Consider the following 18,594-nt stretch of genomic DNA (forward strand, 5'->3'; position numbering starts at 1 on the left):
TGGACTCGCGCTGCGATCAGCGGCGCGCGATACAGATCCGGAGCAGAAGCGATTGACCCGCGGGCGGGACGCCATGATGGTCAGGTGGCCCTCGCAACGTGCGCACCGCAGCGCACCCGCACACCAGCACGCAGCCCACGACGAACGCCACCGCAAGCAGCGCGGCCGCGGTGACGGTGGCCCGGGGCAGCACCGCGGCGGTGAAACTGTCGGGTGCGTGCGGTGTCGAACCGTCACCGGCGTGCGGATGGTCCACCAGCACCGCGCTGCCTGGGTCGATCGCGGCCGAGACGGCGTGCGGCAGGTGTACCGGCCGGTCGTGGCCGGCCGCCTGCCACTGCCCGGCCAGCACGCCCGCCCACGCCGCGATCGCCAGCACGGCCACCAATCGTGGCAGTCGGGGCACGATCACCGGAATCGCCGTAGCCGCAGGCTGTTGCTCACCACGAACACCGACGAGAACGCCATGGCCGCGCCTGCGAGCATGGGATTGAGCAGGCCCGCCGCGGCCAGTGGCAGCGCAGCGACGTTGTAGGCGAAGGCCCAGAACAGATTTCCCTTGATGGTCGCCAGGGTTCTGCGGGAAAGCCGGATGGCGTCGGGCGCGGCCCGCAGGTCGCCGCGGACCAGCGTCAGGTCGCTCGCCTCGATCGCGGCGTCGGTCCCGGTGCCCATCGCCAGGCCCAGATCGGCCTGCGCGAGCGCGGCAGCATCGTTGACCCCGTCGCCCACCATGGCGACCACGGCGCCGTCGGCCTGCAGCCGCTTGATCACGTCGACCTTGTCCTTGGGCAGCACCTCGGCGTAAACGTCGTCGATACCAACTTGTTCGGCGATGGTTCTGGCGGCCGCCTCGTTGTCGCCTGTGAGCATGACCGGGCGCAGGCCCAGGCCGCGCAACTGGGTGATGGCGTCGTGTGACGTGGGCTTGACGGCGTCGGCCACCACCAGCACGGCCCGCGCCTGACCGTCCCAGCCGACCGCAACGGCGGTGCGACCCTGCTGCTCGGCGGCCCGCACGGCATCGTCGAGCGCTGCGGGCAGCTGTTGCGCCCAATCCGCGAGCAACCGCCGACGCCCCACCACCACGGCGTGGCCGTCGACGACGCCCTGCACGCCGAGCCCCTCGATGTTGGCGAAATCTTCGACCGGGGGCAGGTCGCCCACCTTGTCGCGCGCGGCGTGCGCGATGGCGCGCGCGATCGGATGCTCGGACGCGTTCTCCAGCGCACCGGCCAGCCGCAGCACGTCGGCGACGTCGTCGCCCTCGGCCGTGACGACGTCGAGCAGGGTCATGGTCCCGGTGGTCACGGTGCCGGTCTTGTCGAGCACGATCGTGTCGACACGCCGCGTCGACTCGAGCACTTCCGGCCCGCGGATCAGGATCCCGAGTTGCGCGCCGCGACCGGTCCCGACCAACAGCGCGGTCGGAGTGGCCAGCCCGAGCGCGCACGGGCAGGCGATGATGAGCACCGCGACCGCCGCCGTGAACGCGGCTGCGACCGATCCGCCGGTGCCGATCCAGAATCCCAGGGTGCCCACCGCGAGTGCGATGACGATGGGCACGAAGATGCCGGACACCTTGTCGGCCAGGCGCTGTGCCTGCGCCTTGCCGTTCTGGGCTTCCTCCACGAGCTGAGCCATCTGCGCGAGCTGCGTGTCGGATCCGATTCGGCTGGCGCGCACCACGAGTCGGCCACCGACGTTGACCGTGGCACCGACCACCTGATCGTCCGGCCCGACCTCGACGGGCACCGATTCCCCGGTGAGCATCGAGGCGTCGACCGCCGAGGAGCCCTCGATCACCACGCCGTCGGTCGCGATCTTCTCCCCCGGCCGCACCACGAACTCGTCGCCGACCACCAGCCGCTCTACCGGAATACGTTGCTCCGTACCGTTTTTGAGTACCGCGACGTCCTTGGCGCCGAGTTCCAGCAGCGCGCGGAGCGCGGCCCCGGCGCGTCGTTTGGACCTGGCTTCGAAATAGCGGCCGGCCAGGATGAAGGTTGTTACACCGGCCGCGACCTCGAGGTAGATGTTGCCGGCGCCGTCGGACCGGGAGACGGCCAGCGTGAACGGATGCGTCATGCCTGCCGCCCCGGCGGTGCCCCAGAACAGCGCGTAGACCGACCAACCGAAGGCCGCCAGGGTGCCCATCGAGATGAGCGTGTCCATGGTGGCGGTGCCGTGGCGCAGGTTGGTCCACGCGGCCCGGTGGAACGGCCACGCGCCCCACACCACGACCGGCGCGGCCAGCGTCAGCGAAAGCCATTGCCAGTTGGTGAACTGCAGCGCGGGGATCATCGCCATCGCGATGACCGGAACCGCGAGCGCGGCCGAGATGATCAGCCGCGTGCGCAGCGCGGCCGTCGGATCGTCCGCACCCGCCTCGGTCTCCGGTTCGGTCTCCGGCAGCTGTGCGGTGTATCCCGCGCCCTCGACGACCTCGATGAGTTGCGCGGGGGTGACCTCACCGGCGACCCGGACGCTGGCCTTCTCGGTCGCGTAGTTCACGGTGGCGGTGACGCCATCGAGCTTGTTGAGCTTCTTCTCGATGCGCGCCGCGCACGACGCACACGTCATGCCACCGATCTGCAGTTCGACATGCTCGGTCGCTGTGCTCATGATGTCTCCTGTCGCTCAGTGTCCATGGCCGTCGGCAGGCGCGGGCGCCGACGGCGCCGTCGCAGGTTGCGTCGCCCGCGGTACCGCAACGGTGAACTCTGCGGTGCGCACCACGTCGCCGTGCTTGAAGTCGAGATACAACCGGTACTCGCCCGGGCTCGCGAACGCCGTGTGGAAGCCGATGCCGGGACCGGCCGGGGTGCCGTCGCCGGGCTCACCCATGGGATGCACGTGCAGGTACGCCAGGTCGGACGCGCGCAGCGCCACGAGATGCCCGTATGCGCCGAGGTAGGGCTGCAGGTCGGTGACGGGCTTACCGGCCCGGCTCACCGACAGGGTCAGTTCCGAGGGTTCGCCGGCCGCCGCCACACCGGTCAGCGTCACGGTGTATCCGTCGACCGTCGCGGTCGAGGCCGCGGCCGGCAGCGGTTGCGGGTCGTACCGGCCCGCCACCTGCAGGTCGGTGCCCAGTGTGAGCGCCGGTCCACCGGCGGGGACGAAGTCGGCGAACACCCGGTAGGCCCCGGCTTCGCGCAGGTTCAGTGGCACGCTCCAGGTGCCCGAACTGTCGAGCACCGGGTGCACGTGTTGATATCCGGTCAGGTCACGCCGCACCACGATCAGGTGCAGTTGCTTCTCATGACTGTCGACAAAGTCGGTGACCGTCGCACCAGACGGGTCGGTGACGCGGAACGTCAGCGGCACCGCGGCACCCGACGGCACGATCGTCTGGCCGAGCTGCAGGGTGTAGCCGTCCTGGGTGGCGGCCAGGCCCGCGGGCAGCGCCGGTTCTGCGGCTTCGGGAACAGGCACCTCGGCGTGCGTGGCGGGCGCCGTGGGGGCGCCGCCCACGAGTGCGCCGACGCCGAGCGCGGCGGCGAACACCACCGCGAGTGCGGCGGCGAACGCGGCGATCTTCTGGGCGGCGGTCACGGTCAGATCCTCTCGTTGTGTCTTCAGCCGGCGAGTTCGTAGCCGGCTTCTTCTACGGCCTCTTTGATCGCGCCCTGATCGACCGCGCCCTCGCTGGCGATCGTGACGCGGCCGCTCGCCAGATCGACGTCCACGGCCGTGACGCCGGGGATGCCGCCGATCTCCTCACGCACCGAGGAAACGCAATGTCCGCAGGTCATTCCACTCACGGTGACCGTCACTGTGCTGGTCGGATCGCTCATGCGGGCCCTTTCTCCCGTCGACTGTCGCTGTCGCATTCATACTATACCCCCCTAGGGTATCAATCGGTGGTCTGGTGCACGATGTCACAGTGGACCGAACATCTGCCGGCTACCGGGCCCTCGTCGTCGACGACGAGGAGGCCCTCGCCGGCGTCATCGCCAGCTACCTCACCCGCGAACAGTTCGACGTCACGGTCGCCCACGACGGGCACGACGGCGTCCGGCTTGCCCGCGACATCGATCCCGACGTGGTGGTTCTCGACCTCGGCCTGCCCGGCATCGACGGCGTCGAGGTGTGCCGCCAGTTGCGTACCTTCTCCGACGCGTATGTCGTGATGCTGACCGCCCGCGACACCGAGGTCGACACCATCGTGGGCCTGTCCGTGGGAGCCGACGACTACATGACCAAGCCGTTCAGCCCGCGCGAACTGGTCGCGCGGGTCCGCGCGATGTTGCGCAGGCCACGCAATGCGGCACCCGCGGCCGACGAACGCCGGTTCGGCGCGCTGCGGATCGACGTGGACGGACGCCAGGTGTTCATCGACGACGAACCGATCCTGTTGACCCGCACGGAGTTCGACGTTCTTGCCGCATTGTCGGCCCGGCCAGGCGTGGTGTTGAGCCGGCGTCAACTCCTCGAAACGGTCTGGGAGCCGACATATGTCGGCAATGAGCACCTCGTGGACGTCCACATCGGTCACCTGCGCCGCAAGCTCGGCGACGACCCGGCCGACCCGCAGTACGTGATCACCGTGCGCGGTGTCGGATACCGGATGGGTTCGGGACGGTGACGGCCCCGCGGTTGCGGAAACGGCCCGGCCTGGGGGCCAGACTGCTGCTCGCCCAGGCCCTCGTGCTCGCGGCGGGCGCAGGTACCACCGGCCTGGTGGCCGCCGTCGTCGGGCCACCGCTGTTCCGGGAGCACCTGCACCGCGCCGGGGTGTCCGGCGACTCTGCCGAGCAGATGCACGCGGAAGAGGCCTATGTCTACGCGACGGTGATCTCGATCGGCGTCGCATTGTGCGTCGCGGTGCTCGCGGCGCTCGTGGTGACCTGGTACGTGAGCCGCCGCCTGCAACGGTCGGTCACCGGTGTCGCCGCGGCCGCAACCGCAATTGCCAACGGCCACTACGACTCCCGGGTTCCGCCGGCCCACCTCGGCGACGATTTCGATTCCCTGACCCGCTCTTTCAACCAGATGGCGGGACGGCTGGAAGCCGTGGACGCGAGCCGCCGCCGCCTGTTCGCCGACCTGGCACATGAGATCCGAACTCCCGTCGCAGTGTTGGAGGCGTACTTCGAGGCGGTCGAGGACGGTGTGCGCACCCTGGACCCCGAAACGGTGGCGATGCTGCGGCAACAGACCCACCGGCTGGTGCGGTTCGCCGCCGACGCCGCCGCGCTCGCGCAGGCCGAGGAAACCCAGGCCCTGATCACCCCGGCTACCGTGACCGTCGACGACGTCGTCGGCGCGGCCGCGGCGGCAGCCCAGGACCGGTTCGACGCCAAGGGCGTCGGGCTGTCGACGCACGTGGACCCTGGGCTGCCACAGTTGTGGGCGGACCGGCACCGGCTCGCACAGGTACTGGACAACCTGCTCGACAACGCGTTGCGCCATACTCCGGCAGGCGGGCTCGTCGAGATCGGCGCCGCCGCCGACGGCGCGACCGTCAGGCTCACCGTCACCGACTCGGGCGACGGCATCAGTGCCGATCATCTGCCGAACGTGTTCGAGCGCTTCTATCGCACGGACACCGCACGCGACCGTGACCGCGGCGGCTCAGGTCTCGGGCTGGCCATCACCAAGGCGCTGGTCGAAGCGCATGGCGGCCATATCGCGGCGACCAGTGCCGGGCCGGGAACGGGAACCACGTTCACGATCACCCTGCCGGGCCGCTAAAGCGTACCCAGAATGTTCCGCATGGTGTCGATCTCCTGCTGCTGAGTGGTCACGATCGCCTTGGCCATCTGCACGGCGGTGGGGTACTGCCCCTTCTCGATCTCGTCCTTGGCCATGGTGATCGCACCCTCGTGATGCGCGATCATCTGGGTGAGGAACAGTTTGGCGGCCTCGACGCCCTGGGCGTTCTGCAGTGCGGTCATGTCGGCGTCTGACATCATGCCCTGCATCGCGGGCATGTCGCCGCCTGTCGCGCCGTGCCCCATGTCGCCCATGTTTCCGTGGCCCATGTCCCCTGACGGCATGGACGACATCGGCGGCATGGGCGGGTTGCCCCACTGCTTGAGCCAGCCCTGCATCTGCTCGATCTCGGGGCCCTGCGCCGCCTTGATCTGGGTGGCCAGATCGGTGACGCGCTTGTCGATGCCCTGCTTGCCCAGCAGCATGTCGCTCATCTCGACCGCCTGCTGATGGTGCGGGATCATGTGCTGGGCAAACATCACATCGGCGTCGTTGTGCGCCTGGTCCTGCGATGCCGTGGTCGGCGCCAGCGAACTGCTCGCGGCGGCCGACGGGCTCGGCGACGGCGCGGCCTGGTCGGAGTTGCCACTACAGCCTGCCGTGACGGCCACCGCCACGAGTGCGCCGGCGCCCATCAGGGTTGTCTGCTTCCACGTCCACATTTTGTGTGCTGTTCCTCTCAGCTACCGGTCTCGGGTATCTCGATACCGAGCCTGCCGCACGTGCCATGTGGCGGGACTAGAGGTTCTGTGAAGATTCGATAAAGGCCACAGCCCGCTCGTCCGGCCGAGTCAGGAAACAGCGCGGCGCGCACGGAACAGTTTCACGTCGCCTTTGATGCCTTTGAGGTGCCGGGCCCCGGCGAACGACCACGTGAACGCGTCCGCGGCGCCGATGGCTTCGCGCGCGGACTCCGCCACCAGCACCGTGCCCGGCCGCGCCGCACCCGTGACGCGGCTGGCCAGATTCACCGGGCTGCCGAACCAGTCACCGGCCCGGCTCACCGCCATGCCCGTCGCGAGGCCCACGCGCAATCGCGGGAAGTCGTCATCGGTTTCGGTGACCGCCACCAAGGCCAGCGCAGCGTCCAGCAAAGCCACCGGATCGGTACTGACGAACATCACCGCGTCGCCGATGGTCTTGATCAGCCGGACCGGCCCGACGGCGACGTCGCGTGCGGCCTCGGCAAGCCGATTCGCCAGCCGCTCAAGGTCTTCCGGTGGAACGGCCTCACCCAATCGGGTGAATCCGACCAGATCGGCGAAGGCGACGGTGACCGACCGGGCCCCCGGCAGCGGCAAGCCCTCGGCCCGCTCCGAGGCGTTGACGGCCTCGTTCGCCATCGCGTGGCGCAGCTGCACGAACAGCATGTCGGAGATCATGGGCCCGAGCAGCGGAACCACTTCGGCCACCAGCTCTTCGGAGCCCTCGGCGATCTCCAGCTCCGTCGCACCGGGCCGCAGCACCGCGGCGAGTGCGGCGTACCGCATGACCTCGGCGGCCCGGCCGAGGCCCTCTGCCAGCATGCGGGTGATCTGCACGATCTGGTCGGGCTCGATGCCCATCTCGATGAACCGCTGCGCGAACGACACCGCTTCGGCGTCGGCCCGCAGGTGCACCGCGGCGTCCGGATCGTCGACGGTCGGCAGGCCCATCGCCCGCTGCATGCGCTGGAGCAGCTCGAGATCGATGCCGGTCTTCTCGCTGATCTCACGTGCCGAGACGTAGCTGCCGTCGTCACCGACCAGCCGGCGCGGCGCGAGCAGCATCGGCGCGATCTCGTTGCGGATCTGCTCGACCGTCACGCCACGGTCCAGCAACCACGGGATCAGCTCGATGCGCTCCGTGCGCGTGCGCTCGTCCAGACCGTCGAGCAGACCCGAAGCCTCGAGCTCTGCGGGGCTGAGCTGTTCCGGCACGCCAGTCAACGCGTCCCGCGCACCGCATGAACCGCAGGTGCCGTTGACGAGATCAGGAGCGACGACATGTCCTGAGGATAACGGACGTCGACCACCACCGAATCCCCGAAGCGGTACGGCTTGCCGGCCACCAGGCCCACGAACTGCTTACGCAGGCGCGACATTTCGGCCCGCACGGTCACGACACGGGACCGGTCGCCGTAGAGATCCTCGGCCAGTTCCGGCGCCGACCGGCCCTGCTGGTTGGTCGCCAGCACGAGCAGGATCTCGGCGTGCCTGCTCGAGATGCTGCGCCGCCAATTGCCGAACTGCCCGGCCATCTCGAGCGACGGTTCACCGTCGCGCAGGTCGAGGATGACCCGCGACGGCGCCGCCGTGGACTCGGCATCGTCGGCGACCCGCACCAGCCAGCCACCCGGCAACGACTCCACGTCGCACATGCCCAACGGCGGGATCCACACGCGTCCGGGTAAACCGTTCTCCGGCAACAGGATCCGATTGTGCAGCGGCAACGAATCCACGGCGGCCACCCAGCCCTCGGTGTCGACCGCGAGTGCCGGGCTGCCGACCCTGGCCAGAATCGGTGCGGCGACCGTGCGCAGCACGTTCAACGTACGGTCATGCGCCTCGCGCAGCTGCGATTCGGCGAGCCGGGCCACCAGGTCCACCAAGGCCACCGTGGTCGGGTGCACCGTGGCGGCCGGACCGGACACGTCGACGATTCCGATCACCTGACCGGTTCTCGGGTCGCGGATCGGTGCGCCGGCACACGTCCAAGGGTGATGGCTGCGCAGGAAATGTTCGGCCGAGAAGATCTGCACCGCACGGTGCGAGGCCAGCGCCGTACCGATTCCGTTGGTGCCGACCGCGTTCTCACTCCACGTCGCGCCCTCGATGAAACCTAGCCGGTCGGCGAGCCCGAGCACGCGCGGCGAACCGGACCGCCACAGCACGCGACCGCGCGCGTCGGCGATGACCAGGATGTTGTCACCTTCCTGGATCACCGATTCGAGCCCGCGCGTGACGTCCTCGAGCACGGTCACGAGCCCGGATTGTTGCCTGAGCAAGTCGAGACCCGCGGTTTCCACCCGGGGCGGGATGTGGTGGTCCGGGTTTATCCCCTTGGCGCGCAACCTGTTCCACGAGTCCTCGATCACCGCGCGGGGACGCGCGGGGGCTCGGTCTCCCGACATGGTCGCGTCGTACACCGCGGACAACAACATGGCGTAGCGCCGCGGGTCGTCTCCGGGCGACACCGCGGGTTCAGGTACGGACGAGCCAGCCATCACTGCCGATTGTGCTCCACATCACAACGGCACGCTACGGCGGGCCTACCGATAGACCAGCCCGCCGTCGATCAGGCCGGCTTGACCGGTCATGTAATCGGCGTCAGGCCCGGCCAGGTATGACACGAATCCGGCCACGTCTTCAGGGGTTTCCGGCCGGCCCAGGGCGATGCCGCCGGCGTACTTCTCGAACGTCTCACCCTCGGCCGCACCGGTGAGTTCGGCGAACCGCTTGTCGATCTCGACCCACATGTCGGTGCCAACGATGCCGGGGCAGTACGCGTTGACCGTGATGCCGGCCGACGCGTACTCCTTGGCCGCGGCCTGGGTCAGCCCACGCACCGCGAACTTGCTGGCGCTGTACACGCCGAGCATCGCGAAACCGTCGTGCCCGGCGATCGAGGACGCGTTGATGATCTTGCCGGGCCTGCCCAGCTCGATGAACTTGGCCGCGGCGGCCTGGATGCCCCACAGCACGCCGTCGACGTTGATGGACCACACCCGGGCGATGTCGGCCGGCGTGACGTCGGCGATGGGGCCGACGAGCGCCACGCCTGCGTTGTTGACCATCACATCGAACCCGCCGAGCGCCGCGGCGGCATGGTCCACCGCTGCGTACACCGCATCGCGGTCACTCACATCGGCAACGAACGTCGTTGTCTTGGAACCTATTTCGGCGATCTCCTCGGCAACCGAACTGATGCCGTCGGCCGTCACGTCGACAAGTGCGACGTCGGCGCCGTCACGCGCCAGCCGCAACGCGATACCCCGCCCGATCCCCCGGCCCGCGCCGGTGACGAGCGCAACCTTGCCGTCCAGTGTCACGATGCTTCTCCGTTCGGGTCGACCAGAACCTTCATCTTCTTTCCGGCGTGCAAGGCCTCGAATCCCTCGTCGATCACGTCGTCGAGCGCGATGGGAGTCACCCATCCCTTCGTGTCGTACACCCCCTGCGCCATGAGATCAATGACCGCCTTGAAGTCCGCCGAGGTGTAGCACAGCGACCCCTGGATGCGGGACTCGTTCATCACGAGGTTGAGCAGCGGCGTCACCAACGGCTTCTCGTAGATCGCGACACTGACCGTTGGCTTGCGGGCACCCACACACGCTGTGGCCGCGGCGATGGCGGGCGCCACCCCGGCGGCATCGAACGCCGCGTCCGCGCCGCGGCCGTCGGTGTGATCGGCGATGAAGGCGGGCACGTCGGTCACGGTGGGATCGATGGTCTTGGCGCCGAGCGCCTCGATCGCCGCCCGGCGGGTGGGCGACGGCTCCGCGACAAACACCGAATCCAGGCCTTTGCCGCGCAGCGCAAACCACAGCCCGATACCGATCGGCCCGGCCCCGAAGACCACCGCGGTGTGCAGCGGGCCGACCTCACCGAGTGTCGCGGCATGGTAGGCAACCGACATCGGCTCGACCAGGGCCCCGAGTTCGAGCGAGACGTTGTCAGGCAACCGGTGCAGCATGTTGGTGGGGACGACGGTGTATTCGGCCATGCCGCCGTCGGACATCAAGCCGTGGAAACCGATCTGCTGGCAGATGTTGTAGGTGCCTGCCCGGCACGGCGCGCACTGGCCGCACCGGTAGATGGGCTCGATCGCGACCCGATCACCGGGTGCGTAATCGGTGACTCCCGCGCCGACCTCGGTCACAGTGCCCGAGAACTCGTGGCCCATGGTCAGCGGCAACTGCCTGCCCGTCAGCGGATGCGGCTCAGTCGGCACGAAGATCGGGCCGGCATAGTATTCATGCAGGTCAGTCCCGCAAATTCCGTTGAAGCCGACTTTGATCTTGACGGTGCCGGGGGTCGGGTCAGGCTCGGGGACGTCGGCGACTTCGACCTTGTTCGGTCCGTAGTACACGGCTGCTTTCATGGTGGTCGTTTCTAGGCCAGCGGCCGGTGGCGCCGTAAGGGTTGCAATACGTTGCGGCTTGTTTGCGCACGAAAACGTCACGCCCGCTGCAACCCCGTGCAACCCTTGTCGGGCCCCTTGACCTCGGTGTGGGCTGACTCACATGACACAGACCACCGCTGCACCGCTGGCCACACTGTCACCGCAGGAACGGGTTGACGCCTGGCTGGCCGATTTCGAGTCCGCACTCGCCGATCGGGACATCGAGCGCGTCGTCGGCAAGTTCGCAACCGACAGCTTCTGGCGCGACCTGGTTGCCTTCACGTGGAACCTCAAGACCGTCGAGGGCCACGAGGGCATCGCCGACATGCTGACCGCGCGCCTGGCCGACACCGATCCGTCCGGGTTCCGGACCCGCGAGACCCCGACCGAGGACTTCGACGGCGACCATGTCATCACCTCGGCGTTCATCGAATTCGAGACCGCCACCGGCCGGGGCAAGGGCCACCTGCGGCTGCGCGATGACAAAGCATGGACCCTGCTCACGACACTGCAGGAGATCAAGGGTCACGAAGAGCGCCAAGGCGCGACCCGCGTGCTCGGTGCGGTGCACGGCTCTGATCCCGACACCCGGTCGTGGTCCGAGAAGCGCCTCGACGAGGAGCTCACGCTCGGCTACTCGGAGCAGCCCTACATAGTGGTGATCGGCGGCGGCCAGGGCGGCATCGCGCTCGGCGCCCGGCTGCGGCAACTCGGCGTGCCCGCGATCGTCGTCGACAAGCACGAGCGGCCCGGCGACCAGTGGCGCAAGCGCTACAAGTCCCTGTGCCTGCACGATCCCGTGTGGTACGACCACCTGCCGTACCTGCCGTTCCCGGCCAACTGGCCGGTGTTCGCACCGAAGGACAAGATCGGCGACTGGCTCGAGTTCTACACGCGCGTCATGGAGGTGCCGTACTGGAGTTCGACCACGTGCGTTTCGGCGTCCTACGACGAGGCCGAGCAGCGCTGGACCGTCGAGGTGGACCGCAAGGGCGAGCGCGTGACGTTGCGGCCGGCGCACCTCGTGCTGGCGACCGGGATGTCCGGCAAGCCCAACATCCCGACGCTGCCCGGCCAAGAGGTGTTCCGCGGCGATCAGCACCACTCGAGCCACCACCCCGGCCCCGACCAGTACGTCGGCAAGCGCGCCGTGGTGATCGGGTCGAACAACTCCGCGCACGACATCTGCAAGGCACTGCACGAGAACGACGTCGACGTCACGATGGTCCAGCGGTCCTCGACGCACATCGTCAAGTCGGACTCGCTGATGGATCTCGGCCTTGGCGATCTGTATTCGGAACGCGCCGTGGCCGCGGGCATGACCACCGAGAAGGCCGACCTGACCTTCGCGTCGCTGCCCTACCGCATCATGGCCGACTTCCAGAGGCCCATCTACGACGCGATCCGCAGGCGCGACAAGGACTTCTACGCGCGGCTCGAAGCCGCCGGGTTCGAACTGGACTTCGGTGACGACGATTCCGGCTTGTTCATGAAGTACCTGCGTCGCGGTTCGGGCTACTACATCGACGTCGGCGCGTCCGACCTGATCGCCGACGGCAGTGTGAAACTGGCGCACGGCGAGGTCGACCGGCTGACCGAGGATTCGGTGATCCTGGCCGACGGCACCGAGCTGCCCGCCGACGTCGTCGTCTACGCCACCGGCTTCGGCTCGATGAACGGCTGGGCCGCCGACCTGATCGGTCAGGAAGTCGCCGACAAGGTCGGCAAGGTGTGGGGCCTCGGTTCGGGCACCACCAAGGATCCCGGGCCGTGGGAGGGCGAGCAGCGCAACATGTGGAAGCCCACCCAGCAGGAGAACCTCTGGTTCCACGGCGGCAATCTGCACCAATCCCGCCATTACTCACTGTATTTGGCGTTGCAGCTCAAGGCCCGCTACGAGGGGCTGGCAACGCCGGTGTACGGCCTGCAGGAGGTCCATCACCTGAGCTGACGACCACACGACATGGCGCCCCGAACGTGATTTCCCCACTCCGTTCGGGGCGCCCGCGTGTGTGCGGGTATACAGCAAGGGTGCGTCGATGGATGTGGGGTCTGGCCGTGCTGCTGGTCGTCGTGGTGACGGCGGTCGCGAGCGGTTACCGGCTCTCCAATTCCAGGAGCTTCCAATTGGCCGGCACCCTGGTGGACCGGGTGCAGACCTCCGACAAGGTGGTTGCGCTGACGCTCGATGACGGCCCGACCGCCGAGACACCCGAGATACTACGGATTCTCGCCGCGGCCAGGGTGCCGGCAACGTTCTACCTGACCGGCCGGGAGCTGACCGAGGCGCCTGAGCACGGAGTGTCCATCGCGGCGGCCGGGCACGAGATCGGCAACCACAGTTACTCGCACCGGCGCATGGTGCTGATGTCACCGGCAACCGTCGCCGACGAGATCGAACACACCGACACCGCGATCCGGGCCACGGGCTATCAGGGCCCCATCACGTTCCGGCCGCCGTACGGCAAGAAGCTGTGGGCACTGCCCCACTACTTGGCCGGCCATGGCCGTACCACCGTCACATGGGACGTCGAACCCGACTCCCCGACCGCGGCTGACGCCGACACCATCGTCTCGCAGACAGTCGACGCGGTACGGCCCGGTTCGATCATCCTGTTGCACGTCATGTACCCGAGCCGGGCTGCGTCGCGAGCCGCCATCCCCCGGATCGTCGACGAATTGCGTTCCGACGGCTACCGATTCGTCACCGTCTCGGAGCTGCTGAGCCGCCATGGCTGAGTTGCTGCACGGGCTGGCACCGATCGTCGGAGCACGGGCCCGCGTGCTGATCCTGGGCAACATGCCCAGCGTGATGTCCTTGGCCGCGCACGAGTACTACGGCAATCCGCGCAATGCGTTCTGGCGTATCACGGGCGAGATCTTCGGCTTCGACGCCGGGGCGCCGTATCCCGAACGGGTGGCATCGCTGCACGGCCACGGCGTCGCCGTGTGGGACGTGTTGCGCTCGTGCCGCCGCATCGGCAGCCTGGACTCCGCGGTCCAGCGGGACAGCATGGTGCCCAACGACTTTGCCTCGTTCTTCGCTGAACACCCGACCGTCGCGCGGGTGCTCTTCAACGGCGCCGCTGCGGAGACCAACTTCCGCCGGCTGGTCGGCGTCGGGCACCTTCCGACGGTGCGGCTCCCCTCGACCAGCCCCGCGCAGACCATGCGGTACGCGGACAAGCTCAGGGCGTGGCGGAGCCAGCTGAGCAGTTAGGCGATGCCGTCGACGATGTTCTTGGCCTCGCGCAGCCCCAGCCCGGTCTCGTCGCGCAGCAGCTTGATGGCGGCAATCTTGTTGCCCTGCACCGCGAGTTGGCGCACCATGTCGCTCGCGACCGTCTCTCCGGATGGCGAGGGTCGCGGCGCAATGCCCGCGGCCCGTTCCAGGATTGCGATGCGCCGTTCCAGGGCCTCGATCCGCCGCCGGAGATCGTCATCGGAGCCACCAAAGAGTGCCATGGGGACCAGTCTGCCTCACGACGTCGCGACAAGACCGGTTCGGCACCGAGTCACGCCCCGTGCCTGCTGGCGTACTCCCCCGGTGTGCAGCCCAGCATGGACCGGAAGTCGTTGCTGAAATGGGCCTGGTCGTACCAGCCGAGACGCACTGCCAGATCGGCGAAATCGGTGTCGGGCCTGCTCTCGATTTCGAGCGCGGCCTGCTGCAACCGGTACCGGCACAGCACCCACTTCACGGGGACGCCGACGTAGCGCCGGAACACACGTTGTGTGGTGCGGACGCTCCACGGCGCATGGTCCATCACCTGTTCGACGCGGTGCAGAGAGCCGTCGTCACGCATCCGCTCGAGCAACGGAACGAGACGTTGATACGTCGGGTCGAGCGAACCGGTGTACGCCCCGATGGCGGATTCCAAACCAGCCCGCACGGCGTCGACATCGTCACCGAGAACGAGTGGCGCCCCGAACAATTGATCGTCGACAGGTTCCACGCGCCCGGTCATGGCTGCGGCGTCGCCGCCGAAGCGCGCGGTGAACCCGCCGGGCAGAAACCTCGCGCCGACCACGGCGCCGCGCCCCTCGATGGCGATCCGGAACACCCGCGGTACCACCCCGTGCACGAGCGTGCTGGGTAGCGGATGGCCGTGGCGGACACCGTCATCGCCCCATTCCCTGGTGATGTGCATGGCCGGGAAGGTGATCACGGTGTTGTCGAACGGTTCCTGGCCCGTCCGATCCCAGCTGACCGACCAGAGATGTTCGACGAAGCGGGCGGCTTCGGCCGCAGGCATCCAGCGTTGCAGCGTGAATTCCGCGGCGCTGCCGGCCCGGCCGACCACGCCGCGCACTGGCGCGTTTTTCCAAGCGGGCATCACCCCAAGGCTACGAAACTGGCGGACATGAGCGTCACACCGATTCCCGAGGGCTACACGAGCCTGACCCCGTTCCTGTGCATCGACGGCGCCGCGGCGGCCATCGACTTCTACGAGAAGGTGTTCGGCGCCACGTTGGTCAGCAGAATGGACGGACCGGACGGCACCGTCGCGCACGCTGAACTCGACTTCGGCACCGGGCGTCTCCAACTGGGTGATCCACAGGATGCCTACCAGCTGGCCGCACCCGACAAGGACGCGTTCGCCACCGGATCGATCGCGTTCTACTGTGCCGACGCCGACGCCGTGGTGGCACGTGCCGAAGCGGCAGGCGCCACCATCCGCGAGCCGATCCAGACGTTCGTGACGGGCGACCGCTTCGCGTCGATCATCGACCCGTTCGGGCGGCGCTGGACCGTGATGACCCGCGTGGAGGACATCACGCCGGAGGAGCAGGAGCGTCGGCTCGCGGAGTGGGCGAGTAGTCAGTGACGAGGGTGCGTTTGACCTCGAGCCGCCGCAGCTTGCCTGACGACGTGCGGGGCAGCGCACCGGGTTTCACGAACACCACGTCGGCGGGCACGACACCACACCCCGACGCCACCTGTTGCGTGACCAGTGCCCTGGTCCCGTCCTCGTCGGGGCCGCGGAACTCGGCGACGATCACAAGGCTGGGCCGGATCGAGCCCTCCCCGACGCCGACGGCGGCCACGGCGCCTTCGCGCATGCCCGGCACCTGCGCGGCGATCTGTTCGACCTCGGCGGGAAACACGTTGCGGCCGGCCACCGTGATGATCTCTTTGGCGCGCCCACACACCACGAGGGCACCGTCGACGAAATAGCCGAGATCGCCGGTGTGAAACCATTCACCGTCCCGCAGGGGTTCCTCGCCGAGATAACCCGTCATCATCGACGAACCCCTGATGACGATTTCGCCGATCTCCCGGTCGGTGACCTCCACCGACGTGTCGGCGTGCGGTTCGATGCGCACCTCCATGCCGGGCAACGCATGGCCGAGCATCGCGTGCCGCCGCGGCGTGGCTCCTTCGTCGGTGAGGAACACGGTCTCGTCGACCCGGAGGCCGTCACCGGGCTCGGGAATGGTCACCGCACAGGTTGATTCAGCCAGGCCGTAGGAAGGCGAAAGCGCGTCGGCGGAGAACCCGAAGCGGGCCATCTCCACCGCGAAACGCTCGGTCAGCTCGCAGTCGACCGGTTCACCGCCGTTGAGTGCGAAGCGGAGCGAACTCAGGTCGACATCGGCCACCCGGCGGGAGTACTTGCCGATCATGCCGTAGGCCATGTTCGGCGCCGCAGTGAGGGTGGCCCGGCTGTCGCTGAGCCAGTTCAGCCACCGGAAGGGCGACGATTGGAACGCCGACGTGGGCGCCTGCCACACCTCGACACCCGCCAGCGCACCGGCGATCAGGAAGCTCAGCCCCATATCGTGATACAGCGGCAACCACGAGCATCCGACGTCGGCACCGGTGACCCCGGTCCGCTCGTTGATCCCACTCAGGTTGGCCAGCATCGCGGCCGGCGAGATCTTCACACTCCGCGGCAAGCCCGTCGAGCCCGCGGTCCCCTGCAGGACCGCGATCGGGGCGTCGGCCTGCGGCACTGTGAACGGCGTGCAGCGTTGCGCGGGAACGAATCCCGTGAGGTCGACGACGCGCGGTGTGTCGGCGATCCCGGTGAGGCGTTCCAGATAGCTCCCCTGACTCAGCACGCACTGCACACCGATACCGCGAAACCGGTTCAGCGTGTTGGACGCCCACTGCGAGGCCTCGGCACCACGCACCGGCCCCGGCAGGATCGACACCGACGTGCCCGCGAGGAATGCCCCGATGATCGCCGACACGAGATCCGCCGTGGGCTCTCCGACCAGGCCCACGCGCGTGACCTCGTCGTCGAGCAGCCGCTCGGCACTGTTCTGCGCCCGCGCCAGGATTTCCTGCCATGGATAGCGGACCCACACCCCGTCTTCGAGCAGAACCAGATGCTGCGGACTGGTGCCGAGGCGCGCGCTCAGCGCCTCCGCCAACAGGTTCATCGGGCAACCGCCGCGTCGAACATGACGACATTGCGATGCCGCGCGTCGCGCGTCGCCTTCAGACTCATCAACACCGGTTGTGGTGCAATTTTGACGGTCGTGCAAGCCATACCGAGAAGGTACTCGCTCTTTGCCGAAAAGTGGGAGGTGTTCATCCAGGCAACGGATGAACGGCGAATTGATCGACGCCATCGGCTGCCCTTTCGGGCACGGCGTTAACGTGGCGGGATGTCATGCGTGTTCTGCGCCATCGTCGCCGGCGAGGCCCCGGCCATCCGGATCCACGAAGACGACGACTACCTCGGGATCCTCGACATCCGGCCCTTCACCCGGGGCCATGCGCTCGTGATCCCCAAGAAGCACACCGTCGATCTGACCGATACGCCCCCGGAAACCGTCGCGGCGATGGCGGCCATCGGGCAGCGGATCGCCCGGGCGGCCCGAGGATCCGGTCTGCACGCCGACGGCAACAATCTCGTCATCAACGACGGCAAGGCCGCGTTCCAGACCGTGTTCCACATCCACCTGCATGTGGTTCCCCGGCGCAACGGCGACAAGCTCTCGTTCGCCAAGGGCATGGTGTTGCGCCGCGATCCGGACCGCGAGGAGTCCGGCCGGCTGCTGCGCGCGGCGTTGGCGCAACTGGACACCGCCGAGCAGGATTGAGCCCATGAGCATGCCATGGTGGGAGCGCTACATCGGTCTGCCGATGTTGATGCTGCACGACAAGGTGTACCAGGCGACCGGCGGGCGGATCGGACATCACGCCCGATTCCGGTGATCGTGCTGACCGCGCGATAGCATGGCCTGGGCGGGGTGCTATCGAATCAAGGTCACCGAACAGGCTTCTCATGTATCTGAGGCGGTTGGCTGCGGGGGCGGCCGTAGCGGCACTAGGAATTGTCGGCGTTGCACCCTCTGGTGCTGACGGCTACCCCGTTGGTCCGGGTATTGCCAACGCTTCACCGTGTCCGCCCGGCGTCGAGTGCGGCGGGCCCAAGCCACCCAAGGGTGGGGGCGGTGGCGGGGGCCCGCAGAAGCCTGACGACGGCGGCGCGAAGGCGCCCAAGGTCGATGTGCCCAAGGCACCCAAGATCGACGTACCGCAAGCCCCCGGTGTCGATCTGCCCAAACCACCGAAAGTGGATGTGCCGCAGGCGCCCAAACCCGACCTCCCGAAGGCACCCAAGATCGATCTGCCCAAGGCTCCCGACATCGCCGTCCCGAAAGCACCCAAGATCGATCTGCCCAAAGCCCCGAAGATCGACCTTCCCGATCCCGAGCGGATCCCAGGCAAGCTGCGCGTCGACTTCCCGCTGCCCAAACCGCCCAAAGGCGACGTGCGCGTCGGCGTGAAGCTGCCCGGACGGATCGCGGCCG

General features: G+C 68.2%; 19 protein-coding genes. 7 read left to right on the top strand and 12 right to left on the bottom strand.

Annotated elements, in window-relative coordinates:
- Nucleotides 1–16: 16 nt before the first annotated feature.
- Genes lpqS through G6N67_RS01505 form a run of 4 tightly spaced genes read right to left on the bottom strand, consistent with a single transcriptional unit; the run spans nt 17 to nt 3,800 of the window.
- Nucleotides 17–412 carry a putative copper homeostasis (lipo)protein LpqS gene (gene lpqS / locus G6N67_RS01490; protein WP_163642091.1) on the bottom strand — a complete coding sequence of 132 codons (396 nt, stop codon included), beginning with the start codon at nt 410–412 and terminating at the stop codon, nt 17–19.
- Nucleotides 409–2,625 carry a heavy metal translocating P-type ATPase gene (locus tag G6N67_RS01495; RefSeq protein ID WP_036437461.1) on the bottom strand — a complete coding sequence of 739 codons (2,217 nt, stop codon included), beginning with the start codon at nt 2,623–2,625 and terminating at the stop codon, nt 409–411. Before G6N67_RS01495 ends, lpqS begins: the two co-directional genes overlap by 4 nt.
- A 15-nt stretch (nt 2,626–2,640) precedes the next feature.
- Complete coding sequence (locus G6N67_RS01500) at nt 2,641–3,558, bottom strand: DUF8832 domain-containing protein (protein WP_051579014.1); 918 nt, start codon at nt 3,556–3,558, stop codon at nt 2,641–2,643.
- Between the two features lie 23 nt (nt 3,559–3,581).
- A complete protein-coding gene (locus G6N67_RS01505) occupies nt 3,582–3,800 on the bottom strand; it encodes a heavy-metal-associated domain-containing protein (protein WP_036437462.1) in 219 nt (72 codons plus the stop codon).
- 89 nt (nt 3,801–3,889) lie between these two features.
- Between G6N67_RS01505 and G6N67_RS01510 the strand changes: the two genes are divergently transcribed.
- Complete coding sequence (locus tag G6N67_RS01510; protein WP_081812738.1) at nt 3,890–4,591, top strand: response regulator; 702 nt, start codon at nt 3,890–3,892, stop codon at nt 4,589–4,591.
- Nucleotides 4,588–5,700, top strand: coding sequence for a HAMP domain-containing sensor histidine kinase (locus tag G6N67_RS01515; protein ID WP_036437464.1), 1,113 nt, complete (start codon nt 4,588–4,590; stop codon nt 5,698–5,700). Before G6N67_RS01510 ends, G6N67_RS01515 begins: the two co-directional genes overlap by 4 nt.
- Here G6N67_RS01515 and G6N67_RS01520 read toward each other — a convergent pair.
- The 5 genes from G6N67_RS01520 to G6N67_RS01540 all read right to left on the bottom strand — a co-directional run bounded on the left by G6N67_RS01520 (nt 5,697) and on the right by G6N67_RS01540 (nt 10,803).
- A complete protein-coding gene (locus G6N67_RS01520; RefSeq protein ID WP_051579016.1) occupies nt 5,697–6,383 on the bottom strand; it encodes a DUF305 domain-containing protein in 687 nt (228 codons plus the stop codon). The genes G6N67_RS01515 and G6N67_RS01520 overlap by 4 nt on opposite strands.
- Before the next feature lie 129 nt (nt 6,384–6,512).
- Nucleotides 6,513–7,640 (bottom strand): adenylate/guanylate cyclase domain-containing protein, encoded by a 1,128-nt coding sequence (locus G6N67_RS01525; RefSeq protein ID WP_036437465.1) that lies wholly within the window; start codon nt 7,638–7,640, stop codon nt 6,513–6,515.
- Nucleotides 7,641–7,645: 5 nt separating this feature from the next.
- Nucleotides 7,646–8,926, bottom strand: coding sequence for a GAF domain-containing protein (locus tag G6N67_RS01530; RefSeq protein WP_036437466.1), 1,281 nt, complete (start codon nt 8,924–8,926; stop codon nt 7,646–7,648).
- Between the two features lie 45 nt (nt 8,927–8,971).
- Entirely contained in the window at nt 8,972–9,751 is a 780-nt protein-coding gene (locus G6N67_RS01535; RefSeq protein ID WP_036437468.1) for an acetoin reductase, read from the bottom strand.
- Complete coding sequence (locus G6N67_RS01540; RefSeq protein WP_036437469.1) at nt 9,748–10,803, bottom strand: 2,3-butanediol dehydrogenase; 1,056 nt, start codon at nt 10,801–10,803, stop codon at nt 9,748–9,750. The genes G6N67_RS01535 and G6N67_RS01540 overlap by 4 nt, the downstream gene beginning before the upstream one ends.
- Nucleotides 10,804–10,945: 142 nt before the next feature.
- Between G6N67_RS01540 and G6N67_RS01545 the strand changes: the two genes are divergently transcribed.
- The 3 genes from G6N67_RS01545 (at nt 10,946) to G6N67_RS01555 (ending at nt 14,044) form a co-directional block, all read left to right on the top strand.
- The gene (locus tag G6N67_RS01545; RefSeq protein ID WP_036437472.1) at nt 10,946–12,775 is read left to right on the top strand and encodes a flavin-containing monooxygenase; all 1,830 of its coding nucleotides are present in this window, start codon (nt 10,946–10,948) and stop codon (nt 12,773–12,775) included.
- Between the two features lie 80 nt (nt 12,776–12,855).
- Nucleotides 12,856–13,563, top strand: a complete 708-nt coding sequence (locus G6N67_RS01550; protein WP_036437474.1) for a polysaccharide deacetylase family protein — start codon at nt 12,856–12,858, stop codon at nt 13,561–13,563.
- The gene (locus G6N67_RS01555; RefSeq protein ID WP_036437476.1) at nt 13,556–14,044 is read left to right on the top strand and encodes a DNA-deoxyinosine glycosylase; all 489 of its coding nucleotides are present in this window, start codon (nt 13,556–13,558) and stop codon (nt 14,042–14,044) included. Before G6N67_RS01550 ends, G6N67_RS01555 begins: the two co-directional genes overlap by 8 nt.
- Here G6N67_RS01555 and G6N67_RS01560 read toward each other — a convergent pair.
- The gene (locus G6N67_RS01560; protein WP_036437478.1) at nt 14,041–14,289 is read right to left on the bottom strand and encodes a ribosomal protein L7/L12; all 249 of its coding nucleotides are present in this window, start codon (nt 14,287–14,289) and stop codon (nt 14,041–14,043) included. The genes G6N67_RS01555 and G6N67_RS01560 overlap by 4 nt on opposite strands.
- Before the next feature lie 50 nt (nt 14,290–14,339).
- Nucleotides 14,340–15,161, bottom strand: coding sequence for an AraC family transcriptional regulator (locus G6N67_RS01565; RefSeq protein ID WP_036437481.1), 822 nt, complete (start codon nt 15,159–15,161; stop codon nt 14,340–14,342).
- A gap of 27 nt (nt 15,162–15,188) precedes the next feature.
- Between G6N67_RS01565 and G6N67_RS01570 the strand changes: the two genes are divergently transcribed.
- Nucleotides 15,189–15,653 carry a VOC family protein gene (locus G6N67_RS01570; protein WP_036437484.1) on the top strand — a complete coding sequence of 155 codons (465 nt, stop codon included), beginning with the start codon at nt 15,189–15,191 and terminating at the stop codon, nt 15,651–15,653.
- On the opposite strand, the gene mbtM is transcribed toward G6N67_RS01570, so the two are convergent.
- A complete protein-coding gene (gene mbtM, locus G6N67_RS01575) occupies nt 15,601–17,214 on the bottom strand; it encodes a long-chain-fatty acid--ACP ligase MbtM (protein ID WP_051579017.1) in 1,614 nt (537 codons plus the stop codon). The genes G6N67_RS01570 and mbtM overlap by 53 nt on opposite strands.
- Nucleotides 17,215–17,442: 228 nt before the next feature.
- On the opposite strand from mbtM, the gene G6N67_RS01580 reads away from it, so the two are divergent.
- Complete coding sequence (locus tag G6N67_RS01580) at nt 17,443–17,880, top strand: HIT family protein (RefSeq protein ID WP_036437486.1); 438 nt, start codon at nt 17,443–17,445, stop codon at nt 17,878–17,880.
- Nucleotides 17,881–18,594: the final 714 nt, after the last annotated feature.

This window comes from Mycolicibacterium mageritense (assembly GCF_010727475.1).
GTDB lineage: Bacteria > Actinomycetota > Actinomycetes > Mycobacteriales > Mycobacteriaceae > Mycobacterium > Mycobacterium mageritense.

What these genes read in the sequence shown, in the direction of transcription:
- G6N67_RS01505 (WP_036437462.1), bottom strand. Translation starts at nt 3,800, where the DNA reads ATGAGCGATCCGACCAGCACAGTGACGGTCACCGTGAGTGGAATGACC.
- G6N67_RS01580 (WP_036437486.1), top strand. Translation starts at nt 17,443, where the DNA reads ATGTCATGCGTGTTCTGCGCCATCGTCGCCGGCGAGGCCCCGGCCATC.
- G6N67_RS01565 (WP_036437481.1), bottom strand. Translation starts at nt 15,161, where the DNA reads ATGCCCGCTTGGAAAAACGCGCCAGTGCGCGGCGTGGTCGGCCGGGCC.
- G6N67_RS01495 (WP_036437461.1), bottom strand. Translation starts at nt 2,625, where the DNA reads ATGAGCACAGCGACCGAGCATGTCGAACTGCAGATCGGTGGCATGACG.
- G6N67_RS01540 (WP_036437469.1), bottom strand. Translation starts at nt 10,803, where the DNA reads ATGAAAGCAGCCGTGTACTACGGACCGAACAAGGTCGAAGTCGCCGAC.
- G6N67_RS01530 (WP_036437466.1), bottom strand. Translation starts at nt 8,926, where the DNA reads ATGGCTGGCTCGTCCGTACCTGAACCCGCGGTGTCGCCCGGAGACGAC.
- G6N67_RS01560 (WP_036437478.1), bottom strand. Translation starts at nt 14,289, where the DNA reads ATGGCACTCTTTGGTGGCTCCGATGACGATCTCCGGCGGCGGATCGAG.
- G6N67_RS01545 (WP_036437472.1), top strand. Translation starts at nt 10,946, where the DNA reads ATGACACAGACCACCGCTGCACCGCTGGCCACACTGTCACCGCAGGAA.
- G6N67_RS01570 (WP_036437484.1), top strand. Translation starts at nt 15,189, where the DNA reads ATGAGCGTCACACCGATTCCCGAGGGCTACACGAGCCTGACCCCGTTC.
- G6N67_RS01555 (WP_036437476.1), top strand. Translation starts at nt 13,556, where the DNA reads ATGGCTGAGTTGCTGCACGGGCTGGCACCGATCGTCGGAGCACGGGCC.
- G6N67_RS01520 (WP_051579016.1), bottom strand. Translation starts at nt 6,383, where the DNA reads ATGTGGACGTGGAAGCAGACAACCCTGATGGGCGCCGGCGCACTCGTG.
- mbtM (WP_051579017.1), bottom strand. Translation starts at nt 17,214, where the DNA reads ATGAACCTGTTGGCGGAGGCGCTGAGCGCGCGCCTCGGCACCAGTCCG.